This window comes from Xanthomonas arboricola pv. juglandis, from assembly GCF_905367715.1.
GTDB classification, from domain to species: Bacteria; Pseudomonadota; Gammaproteobacteria; order Xanthomonadales; family Xanthomonadaceae; genus Xanthomonas; species Xanthomonas arboricola.
The window spans coordinates 98000-115887 of sequence record NZ_HG999362.1 but is presented as its reverse complement, the minus strand read 5'-3'; the positions used below and the strand labels follow the sequence as shown (position 1 = coordinate 115887).

The window sequence follows — 17888 nt, the reverse complement described above, 5'->3', positions numbered from 1 at the left end:
ATAGTCGCGGGCGCAGCCTATTGTGGAGGTCGCTTATGTCTGCATTCGTCACGCCACGCCGTGCCGGCATCCTGCCGCCGTACCTGCTGGACCATGTGGCCCAGGCCGCGCCCGAGCGTGCGCGCCAGTGCGCGCTGTTGTCGCGGCAGATCACCGCGCAGCTGCGCCAGCAGCGCGCGCTCGGCCTGCTCGCACGCGCCCAGGCGCTGGCCGCCGATGCTGCCAGCACGCCCACCACGCAGGCCGTGCAGCGGCAGATCTACGACGCCCGACAAGGCACCGCGCTGCCCGGCACCCTGGTCCGTGCCGAAGGCGCTGCCGCCACTGACGATGTGGCGGTGACCGAGGCCTACGATTATCTCGGCGCCACGCACGACTTCTTCCAGACGGTATACGGGCGCAATTCCATCGACGGCGACGGCATGCCGTTGATCGGCACCGTGCATTACGAGCGTGGCTACGACAACGCCTTCTGGAACGGCGAGCAGATGGTGTTCGGCGATGGCGATGGCGAGGTCTTCAACCGCTTCACCATCGCCATCGACGTGGTGGGCCACGAGCTGACCCACGGCGTGACCGAGCGCACCGCCAACCTGATCTACCAGGGCCAGTCCGGTGCCCTGAACGAGTCGCTGTCGGATGTGTTCGGCGTGCTGATCAAGCAGTACACCTTGCAGCAGCCGGCAAGCGAGGCGGACTGGATCATCGGCGCCGGCTTGTTGATGCCCGGCATCAACGGCGTGGGCCTGCGCTCGATGCGCGCGCCCGGCACGGCGTACGATGACCCGGCCCTGGGCAAGGATCCGCAACCGGCCAGCATGGCCGGCTACGTCGACACACAAGAGGACGATGGCGGCGTGCACTACAACTCCGGCATTCCCAATCACGCGTTCTATCGCGCGGCCGTGGCCATCGGTGGCTACGCCTGGGAGAAGACCGGGCGCATCTGGTACCGCGCGCTCAGCGGCGGCAACCTGGCCGCCGGTGCGGACTTCGCCACCTTTGCCGCGCTCACCGTCAGCATTGCCGGTGCGGACTACGGCGCCGGCAGTGCCGAGGCAACCGCGGTGCAGCAGGCCTGGCGCGACGTGGGCGTGCTGGCATGAATCCACAGCGTCCGCCGGTGGATGCAGGCGTGACCTTGCGGCTGGCACGCGAAGGCGGGGTGGCCGCCTTCCCCGCCATGCGGCGCGAACGCCAGCTGGTGATGGATGACCTGGACGATGCGCAGCGCCTGCAGCTGCGCACCTTGCTGGACCAGTGCCTGGTGCATGCGCTGCCGCGCCCGCAGGCCGGTGGCGGCGACCGCCGTTATTTCAGCATTGCCTGGGACGGTGCCAGCGAACCGCTGCGCATCCCCGAAGAACATGCACCGGCCGCGATCGTGCGGCTATGGAAACAGGGCACGCTGTAGCGCGTTTGTGCCGCGATGCCGCCGCAAGCGATGCCGCGCGCGTGCCCATCGCCATCCACAAACGAAGACACCGCGCAGTGCGCGGTGTCTTCGTATCGAAAGTGGTCCAACTGCGGATGCCTGCACCCTTTAAGCTGCCTAGATGCTCTAGGGCTGCACAGCTGGTGACGCATAGTGCGGCCTGCGGCGTTAGCGCCACGTGCAGCGCAGCAGTCAACTTGAAGACACCCCACTCATCGCTGCAGTGCAGCAGGCCATTGCCGATATCCGGCCCTGGCGCGCGCGCGTGGCGGGCGCCATTGGCATCGCACGCCGCCGCACGCCTGCATTGCCGTCAACACCGGCTTCGCGGATAGTCGCTGCACCGATCGGACGACTCCTGGACCTTTGTGATTGTGTTGCTGCTTGCCGCCGGACTGCTTGCCGGCCTGGGACTCGCCGGCGTCGTCGCCTGGCTGCTGCTGCGCCAGCGCGCGCGCACCACTGCCGCGTCTGCCACCGTCACGCATGCCGCTGCTGCGCCGCACGTGCCGCAGCCCGCAGCTGAGCAGGTGCCGGCGCCGCCGCAGGCCCAGGCGCATACTGCCGCTGCAGCACAGCCCCTGCCGTCCGGGCCGCCACCGATGCAGCCGCTGCTGCGCCGCATGTATGCCGCGGTGATGTCCACCCCGGCGCTGGCCGACGGCCACCTGCCGACCGACCCGGCCCAGGCCGCGGTGCTGGCGGCGGTGGGCGCTGCGCTCGACCACGTGGACCTGCGCCCGCAACTGTTGCCGCGCCGCCCGCAGTTGTTGCCGCAGCTGATGCGCGCGGTCAACGACCCGGATGCTTCCGGCCGCGGCATCGCCGCGATCATCGCGCAGGACCCGGCGCTGGCCGCCAACCTGCTGCGCATCGCCAATAGCGCGCTGTATCGCCCGCAGGGCGGCCCGCTGGAAAGCCTGGAGCGGGCCGTGGTGCATATCGGCACCGAGGGCGTGCGCCAGATCGTCGCCGCCGCGGTGATGCAGCCAGTACTGAGCCTGGAGGGCGGCCTGTACGCACGCCTGCCGGCCGCGGTGTGGGACTACGCCCTGCGGACCGCCGCCGCTGCGGCCGCCTACATGCGCGAGCGCGGTGGCGACACCTTGTCGGCGCAGCTGGCCGGCCTGCTGCAAGGCCTGGGCGCGGTGGTGATCCTGCGCGTGCTGCGCGATGCCTACGCAGAGCGCCCGAGCCTGCCCTACAGCCTGGAAGTGGCCGCCGCGCTGGTCGAGCGCCACACCGCCGCCGTCGCCAAGACCATTGCCACCACCTGGGACCTGCCCGCCGCGCTGGGCACCGCGCTGGACGAGCAACGCCCCGAGCACGACACCACCCTGCTCACCAGCTCGCTCGGCATGGCGCTGCGTTACGGCCGGCTGGCCGCCGCGCTGGCCATGCTCGCCCGCCACGGTGCCGAGCAGGAGGAGCATGCGCTCAGTGTGCTGTCCACGCTGGAGCCGGACCACGCGGCCAACGCCGCGCTCTGGCAACGGCTGGTCGCCGCCAGCGTGGAGTGAGGCCGGCCCGGTTGCCGCAGGCCGGGCACAGGCACCTGCCCTGACAAGCGCATGCGCAGCGCCACCGCTCAGCACTCGCTCGCAATCATCTCCTTGACCCGCGCCGCCAGCAGGCTGACGCTGAACGGCTTGGCCAGCACCGCCATGCCCGGTTCCAGGTGGCGGTCGTTCAACTGCGCGTGTTCGGCAAAGCCGGTGATGAACAACACCTTGAGCCTGGGCCGGCCCACGCGCGCCGCATCGGCCATCTGCCGGCCGTTCATGCCGCCGGGCAGGCCCACATCGCTGATCAGCAGATCGATGCGCGCCGGCGACTGCAGGATGCCCAGCCCGGTGGCGCTGTCGCCGGCTTCCAGCACGGTGTAGCCCAGCTCTTCCAGCACCTCGGTGAACAGCAGGCGGATGGACGGTTCGTCGTCGACGATCAACACGGTTTCGCCGGCCAGCGAGGGCGCCAGTTCCAGCGTGGCGGCACCGCCGTCGCTACTGTCGTCGGCACCGGCATGCCGCGGCAGGTAGATGCACACCGTCGAGCCCTTGCCCACTTCCGAATGGATGCGCACCTGCCCGCCGGATTGCTTGGCAAACCCGTAGATCATCGACAGGCCCAGGCCGGTGCCCTCGCCGATCGGCTTGGTGGTGAAGAACGGATCGAACGCGCGTGCCACCACGTCCGGCGGCATGCCGGTGCCGGTATCGCTCACGCACAGCGACAGGTAGTGGCCTTCCGGCATGCCCAGCTGCTGGCCCATCTCGCGGTCGATCCAGCGGTTGCTGGTCTGCACGCACAGGCGCCCGCCGTCGGGCATTGCATCGCGCGCGTTGATGCACAGGTTGAGCAGCGCGTTCTCCAGCTGCGGCGCATCCACCAGCGCCAGCCACAGCTCGGCTGCGGCAAGGTTTTCCACGCAGATCCCCGGGCCCACCGTGCGCTGGATCAGCTCCAGCATGTCCACCACCAGTCGGTTGACGTTGGTCGGCTTGGGCAACAGCGTCTGCCGCCGCGCAAATGCCAGCAGCCGGTGGGTCAGCGCGGCCGCGCGCGTGGTGGCGCCTTGCGCAGTGGCCACGTAGCGCTCCAGGTCGCGGAAGCGGCCTTGCTCGATCCGCAGGCTCATCAGCTCCAGCGCGCCGGAAATGCCCGCCAATAGATTGTTGAAGTCGTGCGCCAGCCCGCCGGTGAGCTGCCCCACCGCTTCCATCTTCTGCGATTGGCGCAGCGCCTCTTCCACCGTCATCAGCTCGCGCGTGCGCTCGGTGACCCGCTGCTCCAGCGTGTCGCTCAGCTCGCGCAGTGCTGCCAGCGCGCGGTCGCGCTCTTCCGACAGCGCGTGGCGCGCCTCGATGTCCAGCAGCACACCGGGAAACCGCAGCGGCGTGCCATCGGCGCCCTTTTCGACCCGGCCATTGGCTTCCAGCCAGTAGTATTTTCCGTCGCGCCGCTTGACCCGGTACTGGTGCGCGTAGGCACCACCGCGGGCGAGCGCCTCGCCAATGGCCGCGCGCAGCCCCTCGCGGTCGTCCGGGTGCACGGTCTGGATCACCTGCTCCAGCGACAGGCCGGTGCGGCTGGTGGACGGATCGAAGCCGAAGTTCTGCGCAAACGCCTCGTCCACCGAAAACGCGTCGGTGGGCAGGTCCCAGATCCAGGTGCCGATGATCGCCCCGGCCGCCAGCGCCAGCTGCACGCGCTCGGCATTGCGGCGCGCCACGGTTTCCGCCTCCAGCGCGCGATCGCGCTCGCTGGTGCGGTTGACCACCTCGTGCACCAGGTGGGTGTTCTCGTTGCTCAACATCGCGTGCTGGATGTCGCGGTTGCGGTCGGCCGCCACCTGCGCGGTGGTTTCGATCGCGATATTCATCAGCCCCACGATGCTGCCGTCTTCGCCGCGGATCGGCGAGGCGGTGGCATTCCAGTAGGTCATCTCGTTGACGCCGTTACGCAGCATCGGCAAGGCGATGACCCCCTGGCCGAAGCCCTCACCGGTTTGCATCACCCGGGCGAAGTCCTGCGCGATGGGCGCGTAGGTTTCCTTCCATACCTCGGTCACCGGCTGGCCCAGCGCCTGCGGATGACGGTCGCCCATCGATTGCACGTACACGTCGTTGTAGAGCAGGCGCAGCTCCGGCCCCCACAGCACCGCACCGAGCAGGGTGGAGTTGAGCACCACCGACAACGACGAACGCAGCGACTGCGGCCAGGTCTCCGGCGCCCCCAGCGGCGTGGCGGCCCAGTCGTGTGTGCGCATCAACGCGCCCATCTCGCCGCCCCCCGCAAGAAACTCCAGGCCGGCGGACTCGGTGGCGGGGCGCTGTGTGCTCACGTGACGGCATTGCCTGGCGGAAAGTGCGCGCATTGTGGCACGCAGCGACCTCAGCAAGCCGTGCAGACGCGCGCGTGCCCCGCGGTGGCGCTGCGCGCGCCAGCTGGGCGTGCTGACGCGGGGATGACGGCATGCCCACGTCGCACTCACGTCCTGCGGGTACAGACTGGGCTGCAACATCCCCAACCGTATGAGGCACCCCGTGGACAAGAACCGTATTGAAGGTACCGCCAAGCAGGTCAAGGGTTCCATCAAGGAAACCGTTGGCCGTGTCACCGGCGACAAGAGCACCGAGCTGGAAGGCGCTGCCGAAAAGAACGTCGGCAAGGTGCAGAACAAGGCTGGCCAGGTCGCCGACAAAGTGCGCGACGCCTCCAAGTAACGCTGGCAAGTCAGCACCGTAGGCAGGCATTACGCCCGCCGCGCTGAAGCAGTGGATTGGCCGTCAGGCGTCACGCATGACGACGTAGACGGTAGATTCCACTTCGGCGAGAGATCGCACCAACGCCCCGACATGATCGGGGCGTTGGCGTTTTTGGGGTTTGGCGTTTTGGGGTTTGGAAATGGTTTTTGATTTACCAGGCTGACGGCCAGGAGTGTTCGCACGTCGCCGCAACCATGATCAAGCCACGTGCACGCGCACAACGCACTCCCTGGGCTGCATCCTAAACGCCGGGCTTGCGCCCGCGTGCAGCTGGCCGCTTCGCAACGCTGTCGCCATGTTGCTGCCACCACGCGGTCAGCGCTTCCATCGTTGGGCCCAGTCCGCGCGCCTTTGGCGTGATGGCGTATTCCACGCGCGGTGGCACCTGCGCAAATACGGTGCGCGTGACCAGACCATCTGCTTCCAGCTCGCGCAATTGCGCCGTGAGCATGTGCTGGGTAACGCCGGGGATGGCCTTGCGCAGCTCGCCGAAGCGATACACACGCTGATTGAGCAACCACATGATTTCCAGCTTCCATTTGCCAGACAGCAACGCAAATGCACGGCGCATCTGTTCGTGCATGTTGCGCTCGCCATCCTCAATGGTCTGCTTTTTCATACTAGGCCCTGGTGATTCATCCTACTTTTCAATCGATATCTTAGGCGACATTCTGATGGCCGGTTGCATTTAAGTATTAACTGGCAAACACCATGAGCATTTCTATTTACTGGATCAGTACCGTCCTGCTGTGCCTCCTATACCTGGCCTCTGCCGGCATGTATCTGGCCAAGGGTGAGTTCGTGCGCAAGGCGCAGGCCGAGCTGGGGTATTCGGCACCGTTGCTGGTGCCATGGATGATCGTCATCAAGATCCTGGGCCCGGTGGCGATTGTGTGGCGCTTCAACACCGCGTTGAGCGATCTTGCCTACGCCGGCATGTTCTACCACCTGCTGCTGTCGGGCATGGCGCATCTGGGTGTGCACAAGCCCAAGGGCGCGGTACCGGCCGCGTTGGGACTGCTCTTCCTGCTCGCCTCGTTCGCTACGCAAAACGCCGCGCGCCAGCCGCCCTCACCCTATGCTCCAACTGCAGCGGCCTTCCATGCAACGCTGCAGTGAGGCAACACAGGGTTGGGCGCTGCCGGCTGGGTAGCTATACCGCACCACATCCCATCCGGCACCCTCACCCGCAGGCTAGTTCCGGATCGCCTGGGTATGCGTCTTCAATGCATCGGCAAGGCCATTGATCTGCTCGGCGCCGGCGGGCACGGTGATGCTGGAGCCGGTGAGGTCGCTGCCGATGGGTTGCACGCGGCCGCCCAGGCACTGGCCCAGGAAGGTTTCGGCCACCGCGTTGAAGGCCTTGCTGTTTTCCGGGCGCTTGAAGCCGTGGCCTTCGTCCGGGAACAGCACGTAGGTCACCGGGATGTTCTTGGCGGTCATCGCATTGACGATCTGCTCGCTCTCGGCGCGATTGGTGCGTGGGTCGTTGGCGCCCTGGCCGATCAGCAGCGGCTTGCGGATCTTGTCCACATGCGTCACCGGCGAGCGTTCGGTGAGCCACTGCTTGCCCTGCGCGGTGGCCGGGTCGCCCATGCGTTTGATCGCCTGCTTGTAGAACCCTGTCCAGTAAGGCGGGATGGTGGCCAACAGCGTGTTGAGGTTGGCCGGGCCCACGATGTCCACCGCGCACTTGAAGGTGTCCGGGGTGAAGGTCAGCCCCACCAGGCTGGCGTAACCGCCGTAGCTGCCACCCATGATGGCCACGTTGTCCGGCGTGGTGACGCCTTGGGTGACCGCCCACTGCACCGCGTCAAGCAGGTCGTCGTGCATCTTGCCGGCCCATTCGCCATTGCCGGCATTGGTGAAGGCCTTGCCGAAGCCGGTGGAGCCGCGGTAGTTCACCGCCAGCACCGCGTAGCCGCGGTTGGCAAACCATTGCGTGTAAGCGCCGTAGCTGTTGTAGCTGTCACGCAGCCAGGGGCCGCCATGCACGAACACCACCAGCGGCACCGGCTTGTCGGCCTTGCCATCGTGATTGGTATCCGCATCCGCCGGCAGGGTGAGGTAGCTCACCAGATGCAGCCCGTCGCGCGCGGTCAGCGTCTGCGGCCAGCTTGGCACCAACGGCTTGCCTTCCAGGGCGGGATACGCGGAAAACAGTTTGGTCAGCTTCGCCGTGGCGCGGTCGTAGCGGTAGTAGCGCAGCGGCGTTTCTGCAGCCGAATAGCTCACGATCCAGGTGGCATCGTCCTGGGTGCGTGCTTCCACCTTTGCATCGCCCGGGCCCAGCGCCTGCAAGGCTTGCAGGTCCTTGGCGATGCCCTTGTCCAGCACGGTCCATTCCCGGCGCAGGTACTCCACCGAGGCGGCCTGCACGGCACCGGTTTTTGGATCTTTCAGCACGCTGTCCACATCGGCGCGCGCGTCTTCTGTAAGCAGCGTGCGCGCGTGGGTGGCGGTGTCCACTGCGTACAGCGCGGCGGTGTCGCGGTTGCGCGAGTCGCGCAGGTACAGCGTGTTGCCATCGTTGCTCAGGCCCACCACTTCGGTGGTCAAGACATCTTCGAAGGGAACGCGTTCCAGCGTTTTCCAGGCGGCGCCCTGGCGGGCAAGCACCTCAACCCCGCCGTCTTCGGTGACGCGTGTTGCGTAGCGCAGCTGCAAGTCACCATCGAGCAGATAGGTTTCGATGTGTTGGGTGTTCTTCTCCACCAGCGTGCGATGGCCGGTGGCCAGATCCACGCGATACAGGTCGTGCCACTTCGCGTCGCGGTTGTTGATGCCGACCATGAGCTGATCCGGGTGCTGCGCGCTCAGGCCGTACAGCTCCACACGGGTCTTGTCGAACGGGGTCAGGTCCTTGCTGCTGCCGTCGGCCAGGTTCAGCGCATACAGGTGGAAGTTTTCATCGCCGCCCTGGTCGCGCTTGTACAGCAGCGTGCCGGCACGGTGGCTCCAGGAATACTCGCTGATGCCGCGCCCGCCGTCCTGGGTGACCGCGCGTGCCTTGTCGGGCGCATCGATCGGTGCCACCCACAGATTGGGCACGCCCTTTAGCGGCGCCACCCAACTGAGGTAGGCGCCGTCCGGGCTCACCAGCACGTGCACCTTCTCGGCGGCGCCAAACAGCGCCTCGCGGGTGAGCAACTCGGGCGGCGCAGCGGTCTTGGCGGGCGCTGCAGCGGCGGCGCCGGCAGGCGTGGCGTGCTGTGCGGATTTGTCGCTGCAGGCAGACAGGCCCACCAGCAGGCTGGAAACAAGGAGCAGGCGTTGCATGAAACCTCCGCTGCGGCGCCGGCCGGGTGGCCGAAATGTCCCGCTGGGCGCGCAGCATAGGGTGGCCCCCTGCCCGATAGCTGAACCCCGTGCGCGCCGCTACGCGTCTGCGGTCATATGTTCCGAAACGGAACCACCTGCCCGCAGTCACTTTTTGGTTACCGCGATAGGTGCCACTTGTGAACGGGCTCGTGCAGGTGGTGCGCGGCTCGCTTAATCGGATTTCTTCCAGTTCGGGTTATTTCCCAATGTCGGGTACCGCCTGACCAGCGTGTGCAGTGCGCCGGCCAATGCAACCGGGTCTTTGCGCAACGGCCAGACAATGTCCAAGAGTCCCCCTGACAGGGCCGCTCCCTCCGTAAGCTTTCTAAGAAGATTCTGTATGCGTCTTCCATGCTCTTCGCTCGGCGCGTCGTAGGTCTCCTCGACTCCGGACACCAGGTTCGCAGCCTGCGCTGCCACGTCTCGATCGAGGACCAGACCCTCCTTGAACCGCAGGAACTTTTCATCGCCCCCTGCCTTGGCCACCTGGATCTCAAGATCGACATCCGCCGCAAGTTGCCGCATCTTTTTGAACGTGGCGCGGCCCGCGTATTGCTCGATGCCCTCGACAGGCGGCGCAGCTGCGTCCGGGTTCGCATAATGATTCGCGATCCGGTTCTGGATCTGCTCAATTCTTTCAGCAATATCGTCGCTACCGCCAACGGCCCGTTTTCCGAGTGCGCAGTCACTCATGTGCTTGAGCAGCCTGAGCGCTGATTTGTGTTCGGCACGGAGCGCTTCATTGTTGAGGATGGGGCCAATCTGATTGAGCAACGCGTGCGCCATCCCCTGCATCTGCAACAGCATGCGAGTTTCCACACCCGAGCGCTGTGGCCGCGTTGGCGGTGACGTCGTTGGTCGCGAGGGAGTTGGCCGTGATGTGGGCCGTGATGGGGTTGTCGGGCGCGATGGGCGCGGCGAGCGGCGTTGCAGGCCCTGCAGTGGCGACTGATCCGGCAAGGGTGTGGATGGCGTCGGCCGCTGCGGCGTCCCCTGGGGCGTGGGTTCGTGCTGCGCGTAGGTCACATGCGCATGCGTGCTACTGACATTGTTTGAAAAACAGTTGCCCATCGCTTTTTCCTGAGACGCCAATGCCGGGCGGCAAGTAGACCAGGGCTAACCCCGGCACTGCGCAAGCACACGCGAATGGGCGATTGTGTATCCGAAGCGACGCATTGCTGGTCAGCAATGCGTGTACCCACCTGGCCAGCAGGCACGGGGATGCCAGCACATAGACAAAGTCCACGACGGGTTGCGGCCCGTTGAAGACTAGCTCAGGGCCAACCTGGAGCAGGGGCGGCAAGGCGCTGACCTGATCCCGGTGCAGTTAGACCGCACTGACGCCGACCAAAACCTGCGTCAGTAGTACATAGCCGATCAGCGCCAGCGTTGCGAAAACAAGACAACTCGCTATCAAGTGGGAGCGGTTGCTACGGCTGCCAGCTGCAGCACGTTGCACTGCCTGTGCCCGGTTAACACGGTAAAGCAAGAACGCCAGGCCAACCATGATCGCTGCACTACAGCCGAAGGCGGCAGGATGATTGGAGATGAGATAGCCCTGCAAGAATTTACCGTGACTCGGAACTGCAGCCTCCCAGCCGGCTGGTAAGGATTTACCTTGAAGATCGAGAGTAGCGATGGGTTTGGCTGCAAGGAACGTGGACGTGCCATAAAACGAGATGAGCAGCGGCAGCCATATCAGTAGCTCAACTATGTATAGGAGTGGGAACTTTACATTTTTCAGCATATCGTTCTGCTATCTCAACCTAATAATCAATACTTTGAATAATCGAGATTTCGCTCCCAATCGTGCCTCAAGCGGATTTACTCGCGACCTCTGGTTGAATGAGCGTCACCTACTGGTGATCCCTAGGGCCGCGTGCCACAACCGCTGCTAACTTAGCCGAATACCTAGGTGCGATAAATCCTGGCAGTGCCCGCTTGTCGTGACGCACCGCCACCTGCACGATGCATTGCCCTGGCGTTACTCACCCACCGCCGCGCGGCAGGCGGCCAGGGCGCGGCTGATGTGCTTTTCCACCATCTTGACCGAGATGCCCATGACGGCGGCGACTTCCGGGTAGGTGAGGCCGTCGAAGCGGTTGAGCATGAAGGCCTGGCGGCATTTGGGCGGCAGCGCGGGCAGCGTGTGGGTGTGCAGCTGCTGCAGGGTGCGGCGGGCGTCCACCAGCTGGTCCACCGCCGTGCCGGTGGCGGCGAGCGGTTCGCTGCCCTCCAGCGGCACATGGCGGGAGGCGTGCCTGCGGTGGCGCGTGCGCCAATGCTCCAGCACCACGTTGTGGGCGATGCGGTACAGCAGCAGCTTGTAGCTGTGGATGTCTGGCGTGTCGCGGTAGGCCAGCAGGCGCAGCAGCGCTTCCTGGGCGAGGTCGGCGGCGGTGTGCGGGTCGCGCAGGCGCCGCCGCATGTAGGTGAGCAGCTCCGCCTGCAGCTGCACCACGGCCTGGTCGAAGCGTTCCCTGGCAGGCGCACGCTCCTCGCGCACTTGCCAGCGCGTGGTGAAGCGGCCAAGCGCGTAGATGCCCGCCATGGGCGCGCGGGCCGGCAGCTCGCGCACGGCGTAGGCGCTGCGGTGGCGCCACGGGCGGCTGCCGTATCGCTCAACCGGCACCGCGCTTGCGGCGTATGCGCGTGCCGCGACCACCTGGCCGATGACAACGTGGCGGTCTGCACGCGACGCGCCGGTCATGCCCTCACTCATCATGCGACGTCTCCAGCAACGGGCCGGGCACATGCGGTGCGCACATGCGCTGCGGCGTAATCAGCGTGGGTCTTACAACGCTGATGACCAGTTCGCCATCGCGCTGGCGGATGTGCAGCTTGCTGCCGATGGCAAAGCCCAATTGTTCCAGCCAGCGGCCGCGCAGGCGCAGGGTGGGAATGCGCTGGTGACTGTCGGGATAGTACCCATAGCCGACGGTGCACTGCTGCGGCGCACGCGGGCGGCCGGGCCGCCGTGGTGTGCGGGGTTCGGCGCGAGGTTCGGGGATGGGCGTGCGCTCAAGGTACGGACGCGGCTGAATCGAGGGATCCAGCGAGCGCCAGACGACTTCGGTAGGCGGTGGTACCGTGGCACGCTTGCGCGCAGGCGTGGAACGGGATGGGGATCGACGCATGGCAAAGCCCTCCTTGACGAACAAGCCCCGTCGCACGACGCGACGGGATGTCGGGAGGCTAGAAACCATAGACAGACTTCAGAATTGTTTTCCCAAACATCTTTGCATTGGCTGCACTCCGACATAGGCATCGCGTCGGCTGCACTCGTACAAAAAGTCCAGGCACAAAAAACCCACCGGTTTGACGGAGGTGGGTACCGCTGTCTGAGGAGTTTCTAGGCTCCTTGCAGCCGAGATTGCTACCTGTTTGGCGATGTGTCAACTGACAGCTAGTGCGTCATTGCCGCAGCGCATTTATTCGAAAAAATACGTGCAAAGCCGCACACGTGGGCGCCGGACATCGCTTCAACTTGACCCAACTCACCGCCACACGCACACTTCCGCTCGGAGCCTAGAAACTCCACACAGACAGCGGTACCCACCTCCGAGAACTTGGTGGGTTTTTTGTGCTCGGCCATCTGGCTTGGCACTGCTCGGCGTTCCTACGCCGGGAGGGCGGCGAATACAACACCCGCAAGGGGAATAAGCCCGCCGGCTGTCTGCGGTTTCTAGCCTCCCGGCATCCCGCTGCGTTGTGCAGCGGGAGCTGCCTCACGGCAAGGAGAGCGGCATGCACGACGAACCCGGCTACTGGATGTCCGAAGGCACGCAATACCAGCTGCTGCGCGTACGCGATCAACTGCGCCTGCTCGCCACCCTGGCCACACCACGTACCCGCGACGAAGCCGCGCTGGGGTCGCCAACGATTCCACTACAGCAATGGGCGCATTGCCTGCAGCATCTGGCCGAGCAGGTGGAGGATGTGCTGGAAGATTTGCGCGGTACGCGGTAGCGGCGTGCGTCAATGCACGCGCAACGCGATGGAAGTACCGCCGCCCCATTACGAAACGGACTTAACCATCCACGCCCGCAAAAGTGGACTAGATAGATGCGTACAACGAGAACACGATGGACAGCATCGCCATCGCGCGGCGCGGTGACGTTGGCAGGTGTGTGAATACGTGCGTGCGCACAGGCCGCACCCGTACAAAGCAGGCACTCGTCCACGGGAAAGGGCACGCATACGTACATACCGCCGGTGCGGCAGCTGCGCAATTCCATCGCGCGTGACATTAAGCCGTTCAAGTGCGAGTAGTAATGCACGCATCCGCATCCGGACATGGTGCGTTACTTCTAGGGCATCGAGAACATATCCTACGCAGTGAAGCACAACGTCAAGGGCGCCCTGCGCTGTCGGATTCATCATCGCGCTACCTGGCCTGGGAACTGCTGAAGACAAATAGCTGGGTTATGCATATCTGCGCGGGCAAGCGTGAGGCGGCTGCGCAATGGGTAGGGGCAGGTATCTGCTGATACTGGTGGGTGACAGAAGTGTCAGTTCGACTAAGCGTTTCTGAAATGACCTTGAACCAACTTCTACCCTATTTCCTTCTTCCTTTACACATTAGAGAACGTTAGCGCCCAGCAGTCCTTTTAAAATCTTCCCTCTGCTTAATGTACGCGACATACACATCTTTCGGTGTAGGCGACTTATTGATACTTTCCTTGTCTTGGAATAGAGAGTAATACTTAATGAATCTTACTCGGTCATCCTTGTAAGCTCCACTGAAATAGTCATCCGGCAGCCTTGAAATAAGAGAATTAAATAAAAATCCATTGAAAGCACGAACAAATCCGGTGCTAATCGCAATCGCATTTTGAAGTGATGTATAGTCAAGCTTCAAAGGTTTTTCAAGCAACATCGAATGCTGATCTAATCCGAGATGAACTGCATTGCTCGCTCCTAACTTCCCGAATCTGTGAACTGCGCAATGCCTCAAGTGGCAAATCCTTACGTAATCCTTGACTGCCGCCTGTAGCGAAATAGGGAAATCACCTTTAATACCCAAAAGTTCTCTACAAGCATTTTCAATGTTGTCTTTGCTAGTAAAACTTATTCGCTCCAGAAGAGCCTCCGGCAGCAAATCAGCATGAAGATGCAAAGCAGCAGCGTAAGTAATGTCGCGCTTCATTACCGATTCACGACAAACTGGATCGCAGGAAATCGATTTGCGAAAAGCGGCTCGCAAGTAGCTTTCAACAGCAGCTACGGCACCTAGCAATACGAGCTGTCCCAAGTACGAATTGAAAGCAGCGGGCGTTGGTGCTAGCGAGTTCAATGCACGCAGTCTCCGAGTAAATTCGTCGATAGGTGAGCCGCTAAAGCCATTGTCCGTGTGATCGAAGAGTTTGTGAGTCTCCAATTTTGGACTGCTTGGCGCTGTAGTGATGTCGATTGATGATCTGAATTGCTTAGCCATCAGGAAAGCCATTCCTCCACGACCAAAGAAACTGCGCCAATGATCCCATCCGCACGTTTGGGACCGATGTAACTAGCCTTTTGAAGATCTGCACCAGGACTTTGCGACGAGTAAATATCTCCTACTGTCCTTATTTTTGTTTCGTTGCTCAACCTGCTAATTAAGGCTGTGCTGATCCCCGGGACGTTACTAAGTGGAAGCTTCATGCATTGGTCGAATAATGAGGCAACAACGAGCTGCTCGCCACATGTATGGCAAAAGCGCTGTGACTCATTAATCCTTACTGCGCCGCACCTCTGACACGGTGGCAAGTCGAGTACAAGATGTACACGTTGCGATTCTGTAAGAAGAGAAGAAAGCTTTGCTCGCACCGGGTGCTTGGAAGCAGGTCGCTGCATGTAAGCCGGCAAGTCTCGCGGCGATGAACCACGACCCTGTCTAAACGCGCCACCCGAATGAAGAAACGCCAGATGCACTATGTAACGATCGTATCGACGGTTTTTTCCATGGGATACAGGGCTATTCAAAGGATAAAGCAGTCCCACTTCGATAAGAAATCTCAACATCCGGTCGACCAGAGGAGTGCGGTCAACATCCTGTTGCAGTCCTAACACTATGGTCCGGTCGCTGCCGGAAGGATTCTGCCCACCAATAATTTGGAGTACGGCGGACTCAAGAAAGTCGTGACCGATCCTAATTACTGAGGCAAATTGCCTCAACTTAATCGCTAGTGAGTCATACTCTAGCCAAAGCAGCTCGACATGTTTCTCGGTCACCCTGTTAGCACGACTCTGCGCGCTACCGCTTGGATTTTCAGAGAAATCGCGAATCATTCTTAGATAAGCTCGAGGACTGCCAAAAGCAACGTACTTAAAATGATTTAATGTATCCTCGGAGATTGAAGTTACTGCAGAATGAAGACGCCTGCTTCCAATGTCGCCCATTATAGAGATATATTCTGGATCTTCGACAGAAAGCCAGAGCTCAACTTCTTCTGCCTCATGAGAAGTATGAAAAGTTGGACCGTACTGTGTTGAGCCCGGATAGACCGATGCTTTTGGCGATATGAATTCGGTTTTCAGGAGACGATAGATTTCAAAGAAAGCTATTAGATATTCATTAGTCAAGCTAAGAGCAGCGTCGTCTAGTAGCAGAATAATTCTCGATCGACGGTACTTTTTAGCGAGAATCGTAAATATATCAAGAACTGCTTTTACAGTCATAAGTCGGCTAAGCGAATCATACTCATCGCTAGCACTCCCTCTTTCCAAGAGCGCCACAAACTGATTGATCGATGCCTCATTGAACTCAGATTGATACTCTGTAATGATATCTGATGTAGTCTTCGGGTGAGCCTTGGACATATCTTTTATCAAGTCAAATGCGCTTAATATAAGCCGCGCAATGACCCAGGATTGAAATCTTGCAAGTGCGTCAGGTGATTTTTTTAAAAGTGGTTCTAAACTGAGATAGCGGCTGAAATTAGCATACGCGGGCAGAGGGGCAGCACTGTCTTTCATGGCTTGCAGATACGTATAACGCATCAGGTGCGTTTTACCGGTTCCGCGAGGTCCAACTAGAAGCTTAGCCCCCCTACTAAGTAACTTGCGTCTAGCATCTCGAAAAATCTTCCCATCTGAAAGCGTGGACTCAATATCCACAATAGAAAGCTGATCAGCTCGCTCTTCGAATTCAGTCACAAGGGCTCCCCAAATTTTGCTAATTAATACTCAAAACCCATTAGTGCAGACTTAGGCAGCTGGCGTGCACTGACGCCATATGAATTGGCTGCAATCCAAGCCCTCCCCAACTCGGAAGACAAGGCGCTTAATAATCTTGACCTAAATTTTATCGGCACTCGAATTCTATATATGCAATCCGTAATGTAGGCATAGCCAGATGCCACGCCAATAACTTTTTCGTCGAGATTTCTTCCAACCCTTGCGATAAGTATGTCTCCCGGACCAGCTATAACAGCGCTTTTCGAATTGAGTCGGCTTAGGGTCTCTTGAAATATAGGATCTAAATGCACCCATTTACCAAGATCCTCACGCAAGAGGTCTTTAGTGTGCAAAACATTACAGCCACGCTTTGCAACAATGGCGTTTTCAAAACTGCCTCTCCTGATCGCCTCAGAATCAAGCTGCAAGGTGTGCTTATACTTTCCTATCTTTCTTTCTATCTTGCCCGCGCAGTGGAACTCGCCATCCATGCGGATAGCTGCCTCATCCTTAGACACAAGGCATTTGTCAGCCACTGAAGTCCCATCAAAAGAAGAAAGCTGGATGTTCTTCCCAGGTGAGTTCTTTTCCAACGTTATGATATAGGCAAGCGCATCAGTCCCTGTAAAAGATCCCCTAGGCAGCCTTATGACTTTGTTGATTCGGTACTTTTCCAACAGCTCCTCACGGAACCAACGATATCTCGCCGAAGAAATAAGGCTATCTGGCAGAATGATACCCAGCTGCCCTCCGTCAGACAGTATTCTCATATTTTGAGCGAAGAAAAGAGCTGGCGCTTCGATATATCTATTCACAGAGGGGATTTTATTAAATCCTGCACTCTTGAGGATTTCCAAATAGTCTTTTCGCCATTTCGGCATTATGAAAGGCGGATTGCAAACACCTACGTCCACACTGTCACTAAACACACGAATACGCTCGGGGAGTTTCGTATCCAAGGCGTTCACTCGGATGTGCTGATATCGCCCCGATATTTGCTTGTTTTCTCCAAGCATTTCCACCGATTTTCCGTCAACGTCGATGGTCAGAATGTCGGACTCGTTCCATCTATTGGCTGCAGCAACAGCTAACGCTCCACCGCCTGCTCCGAGGTCAATGATCGTCTTCGGGCGCCCCGTTTTCATTTGGCTCACAAGTAGCTGACCAACCTCGTGAGCGGTGTAATACCGCCCTAGCCTATCGGAACTCTTACGCCTAAGATCAGTGACGGTCATGAAGCCTCGGACAATTTTCATTAGCCTAATGCTGCAATAGTAACCGATCATCGGTATTGAGCGGGGTTCAGTCTCGCTGACTGGCTGCGTTGTAGTTCTTGAGCGTTCCCGGCACATGCCCTACGTGGATATACCAGCAGGTGCGCTCTGGTTGGTCTTATTGGTTTTATAAGCATTGATCTATCCGCAATTTTTAAAATTTTTCTCCGGCGCAACAGCTTGAATTTTGCCGCCAAGATTTTCTACCTTGTTCAGCCGCTCATGACTTTAAGGACCATCACTACAAATTAAGCAACACCACGGCTATGGCCAAATGACCATGCTCGAGATTCGCGTCGCAAGGTATGTCGAATAATTAGCTCTTACGACTGCATCTTTAAGCCATCTCCCACACAGTACTATCGAGGCAACGGGCCTAAGCGAGCATGCTAGCCGCCGTTAAAACGCTTTGGGATCGTAGCCACTCTTTTG

General features: G+C 60.8%; 16 protein-coding genes. 6 read left to right on the top strand and 10 right to left on the bottom strand.

Annotated features, from left to right (window positions below):
* Positions 1 to 35: 35 nt before the first annotated feature.
* The 3 genes from KHN93_RS00450 to KHN93_RS00440 all read left to right on the top strand — a co-directional run bounded on the left by KHN93_RS00450 (position 36) and on the right by KHN93_RS00440 (position 2955).
* Entirely contained in the window at positions 36 to 1106 is a 1071-nt protein-coding gene (locus KHN93_RS00450; protein WP_211921471.1) for a M4 family metallopeptidase, read from the top strand.
* Complete coding sequence (locus KHN93_RS00445; protein WP_102253053.1) at positions 1103 to 1414, top strand: protealysin inhibitor emfourin; 312 nt, start codon at positions 1103 to 1105, stop codon at positions 1412 to 1414. The genes KHN93_RS00450 and KHN93_RS00445 overlap by 4 nt, the downstream gene beginning before the upstream one ends.
* A 389-nt stretch (positions 1415 to 1803) precedes the next feature.
* The gene (locus KHN93_RS00440; protein ID WP_211921468.1) at positions 1804 to 2955 is read left to right on the top strand and encodes an HDOD domain-containing protein; all 1152 of its coding nucleotides are present in this window, start codon (positions 1804 to 1806) and stop codon (positions 2953 to 2955) included.
* A gap of 68 nt (positions 2956 to 3023) precedes the next feature.
* Here the strand turns inward: KHN93_RS00440 and KHN93_RS00435 are convergent, their stop codons facing one another.
* Positions 3024 to 5312, bottom strand: coding sequence for a hybrid sensor histidine kinase/response regulator (locus KHN93_RS00435; protein ID WP_164496966.1), 2289 nt, complete (start codon positions 5310 to 5312; stop codon positions 3024 to 3026).
* Positions 5313 to 5481: 169 nt separating this feature from the next.
* Here KHN93_RS00435 and KHN93_RS00430 point away from each other — a divergent pair, with 169 nt between their 5' ends.
* Positions 5482 to 5661 carry a CsbD family protein gene (locus KHN93_RS00430; RefSeq protein ID WP_104535312.1) on the top strand — a complete coding sequence of 60 codons (180 nt, stop codon included), beginning with the start codon at positions 5482 to 5484 and terminating at the stop codon, positions 5659 to 5661.
* 283 nt (positions 5662 to 5944) lie between these two features.
* Here KHN93_RS00430 and KHN93_RS00425 read toward each other — a convergent pair whose 3' ends face one another.
* Positions 5945 to 6322 (bottom strand): winged helix-turn-helix transcriptional regulator, encoded by a 378-nt coding sequence (locus KHN93_RS00425; protein ID WP_104574751.1) that lies wholly within the window; start codon positions 6320 to 6322, stop codon positions 5945 to 5947.
* Positions 6323 to 6414: 92 nt separating this feature from the next.
* On the opposite strand from KHN93_RS00425, the gene KHN93_RS00420 reads away from it, so the two are divergent.
* Positions 6415 to 6822: a DoxX family protein gene (locus tag KHN93_RS00420; RefSeq protein WP_211921467.1), complete on the top strand. Its 408-nt coding sequence runs from the start codon at positions 6415 to 6417 to the stop codon at positions 6820 to 6822.
* 75 nt (positions 6823 to 6897) lie between these two features.
* Here KHN93_RS00420 and KHN93_RS00415 read toward each other — a convergent pair whose 3' ends face one another.
* From KHN93_RS00415 to KHN93_RS00395, 5 genes are all read right to left on the bottom strand, one after another.
* Positions 6898 to 8982 (bottom strand): S9 family peptidase, encoded by a 2085-nt coding sequence (locus tag KHN93_RS00415; protein ID WP_211921465.1) that lies wholly within the window; start codon positions 8980 to 8982, stop codon positions 6898 to 6900.
* A 213-nt stretch (positions 8983 to 9195) separates the two neighbouring features.
* Positions 9196 to 9831, bottom strand: coding sequence for a hypothetical protein (locus tag KHN93_RS00410; RefSeq protein WP_016902940.1), 636 nt, complete (start codon positions 9829 to 9831; stop codon positions 9196 to 9198).
* Between the two features lie 520 nt (positions 9832 to 10351).
* Complete coding sequence (locus KHN93_RS00405) at positions 10352 to 10771, bottom strand: hypothetical protein (RefSeq protein ID WP_211921464.1); 420 nt, start codon at positions 10769 to 10771, stop codon at positions 10352 to 10354.
* A gap of 237 nt (positions 10772 to 11008) precedes the next feature.
* Entirely contained in the window at positions 11009 to 11746 is a 738-nt protein-coding gene (locus tag KHN93_RS00400) for an RNA polymerase sigma factor (RefSeq protein WP_244812173.1), read from the bottom strand.
* Positions 11739 to 12161, bottom strand: a complete 423-nt coding sequence (locus KHN93_RS00395; RefSeq protein ID WP_167707528.1) for a SymE family type I addiction module toxin — start codon at positions 12159 to 12161, stop codon at positions 11739 to 11741. The genes KHN93_RS00400 and KHN93_RS00395 overlap by 8 nt, the downstream gene beginning before the upstream one ends.
* A 610-nt stretch (positions 12162 to 12771) precedes the next feature.
* Between KHN93_RS00395 and KHN93_RS00390 the strand changes: the two genes are divergently transcribed.
* Positions 12772 to 12993 carry an XAC0095 family protein gene (locus KHN93_RS00390; protein WP_211921463.1) on the top strand — a complete coding sequence of 74 codons (222 nt, stop codon included), beginning with the start codon at positions 12772 to 12774 and terminating at the stop codon, positions 12991 to 12993.
* A gap of 622 nt (positions 12994 to 13615) precedes the next feature.
* On the opposite strand, the gene KHN93_RS00385 is transcribed toward KHN93_RS00390, so the two are convergent.
* Genes KHN93_RS00385 through KHN93_RS00375 form a run of 3 tightly spaced genes read right to left on the bottom strand, consistent with a single transcriptional unit; the run spans position 13616 to position 17417 of the window.
* Positions 13616 to 14461: a hypothetical protein gene (locus KHN93_RS00385; RefSeq protein WP_211921461.1), complete on the bottom strand. Its 846-nt coding sequence runs from the start codon at positions 14459 to 14461 to the stop codon at positions 13616 to 13618.
* Positions 14461 to 16161, bottom strand: coding sequence for a hypothetical protein (locus KHN93_RS00380; RefSeq protein WP_211921459.1), 1701 nt, complete (start codon positions 16159 to 16161; stop codon positions 14461 to 14463). The genes KHN93_RS00385 and KHN93_RS00380 overlap by 1 nt, the downstream gene beginning before the upstream one ends.
* Positions 16162 to 16184: 23 nt before the next feature.
* The gene (locus KHN93_RS00375; RefSeq protein ID WP_211921456.1) at positions 16185 to 17417 is read right to left on the bottom strand and encodes an N-6 DNA methylase; all 1233 of its coding nucleotides are present in this window, start codon (positions 17415 to 17417) and stop codon (positions 16185 to 16187) included.
* Between the last annotated feature and the right edge of the window lie 471 nt (positions 17418 to 17888).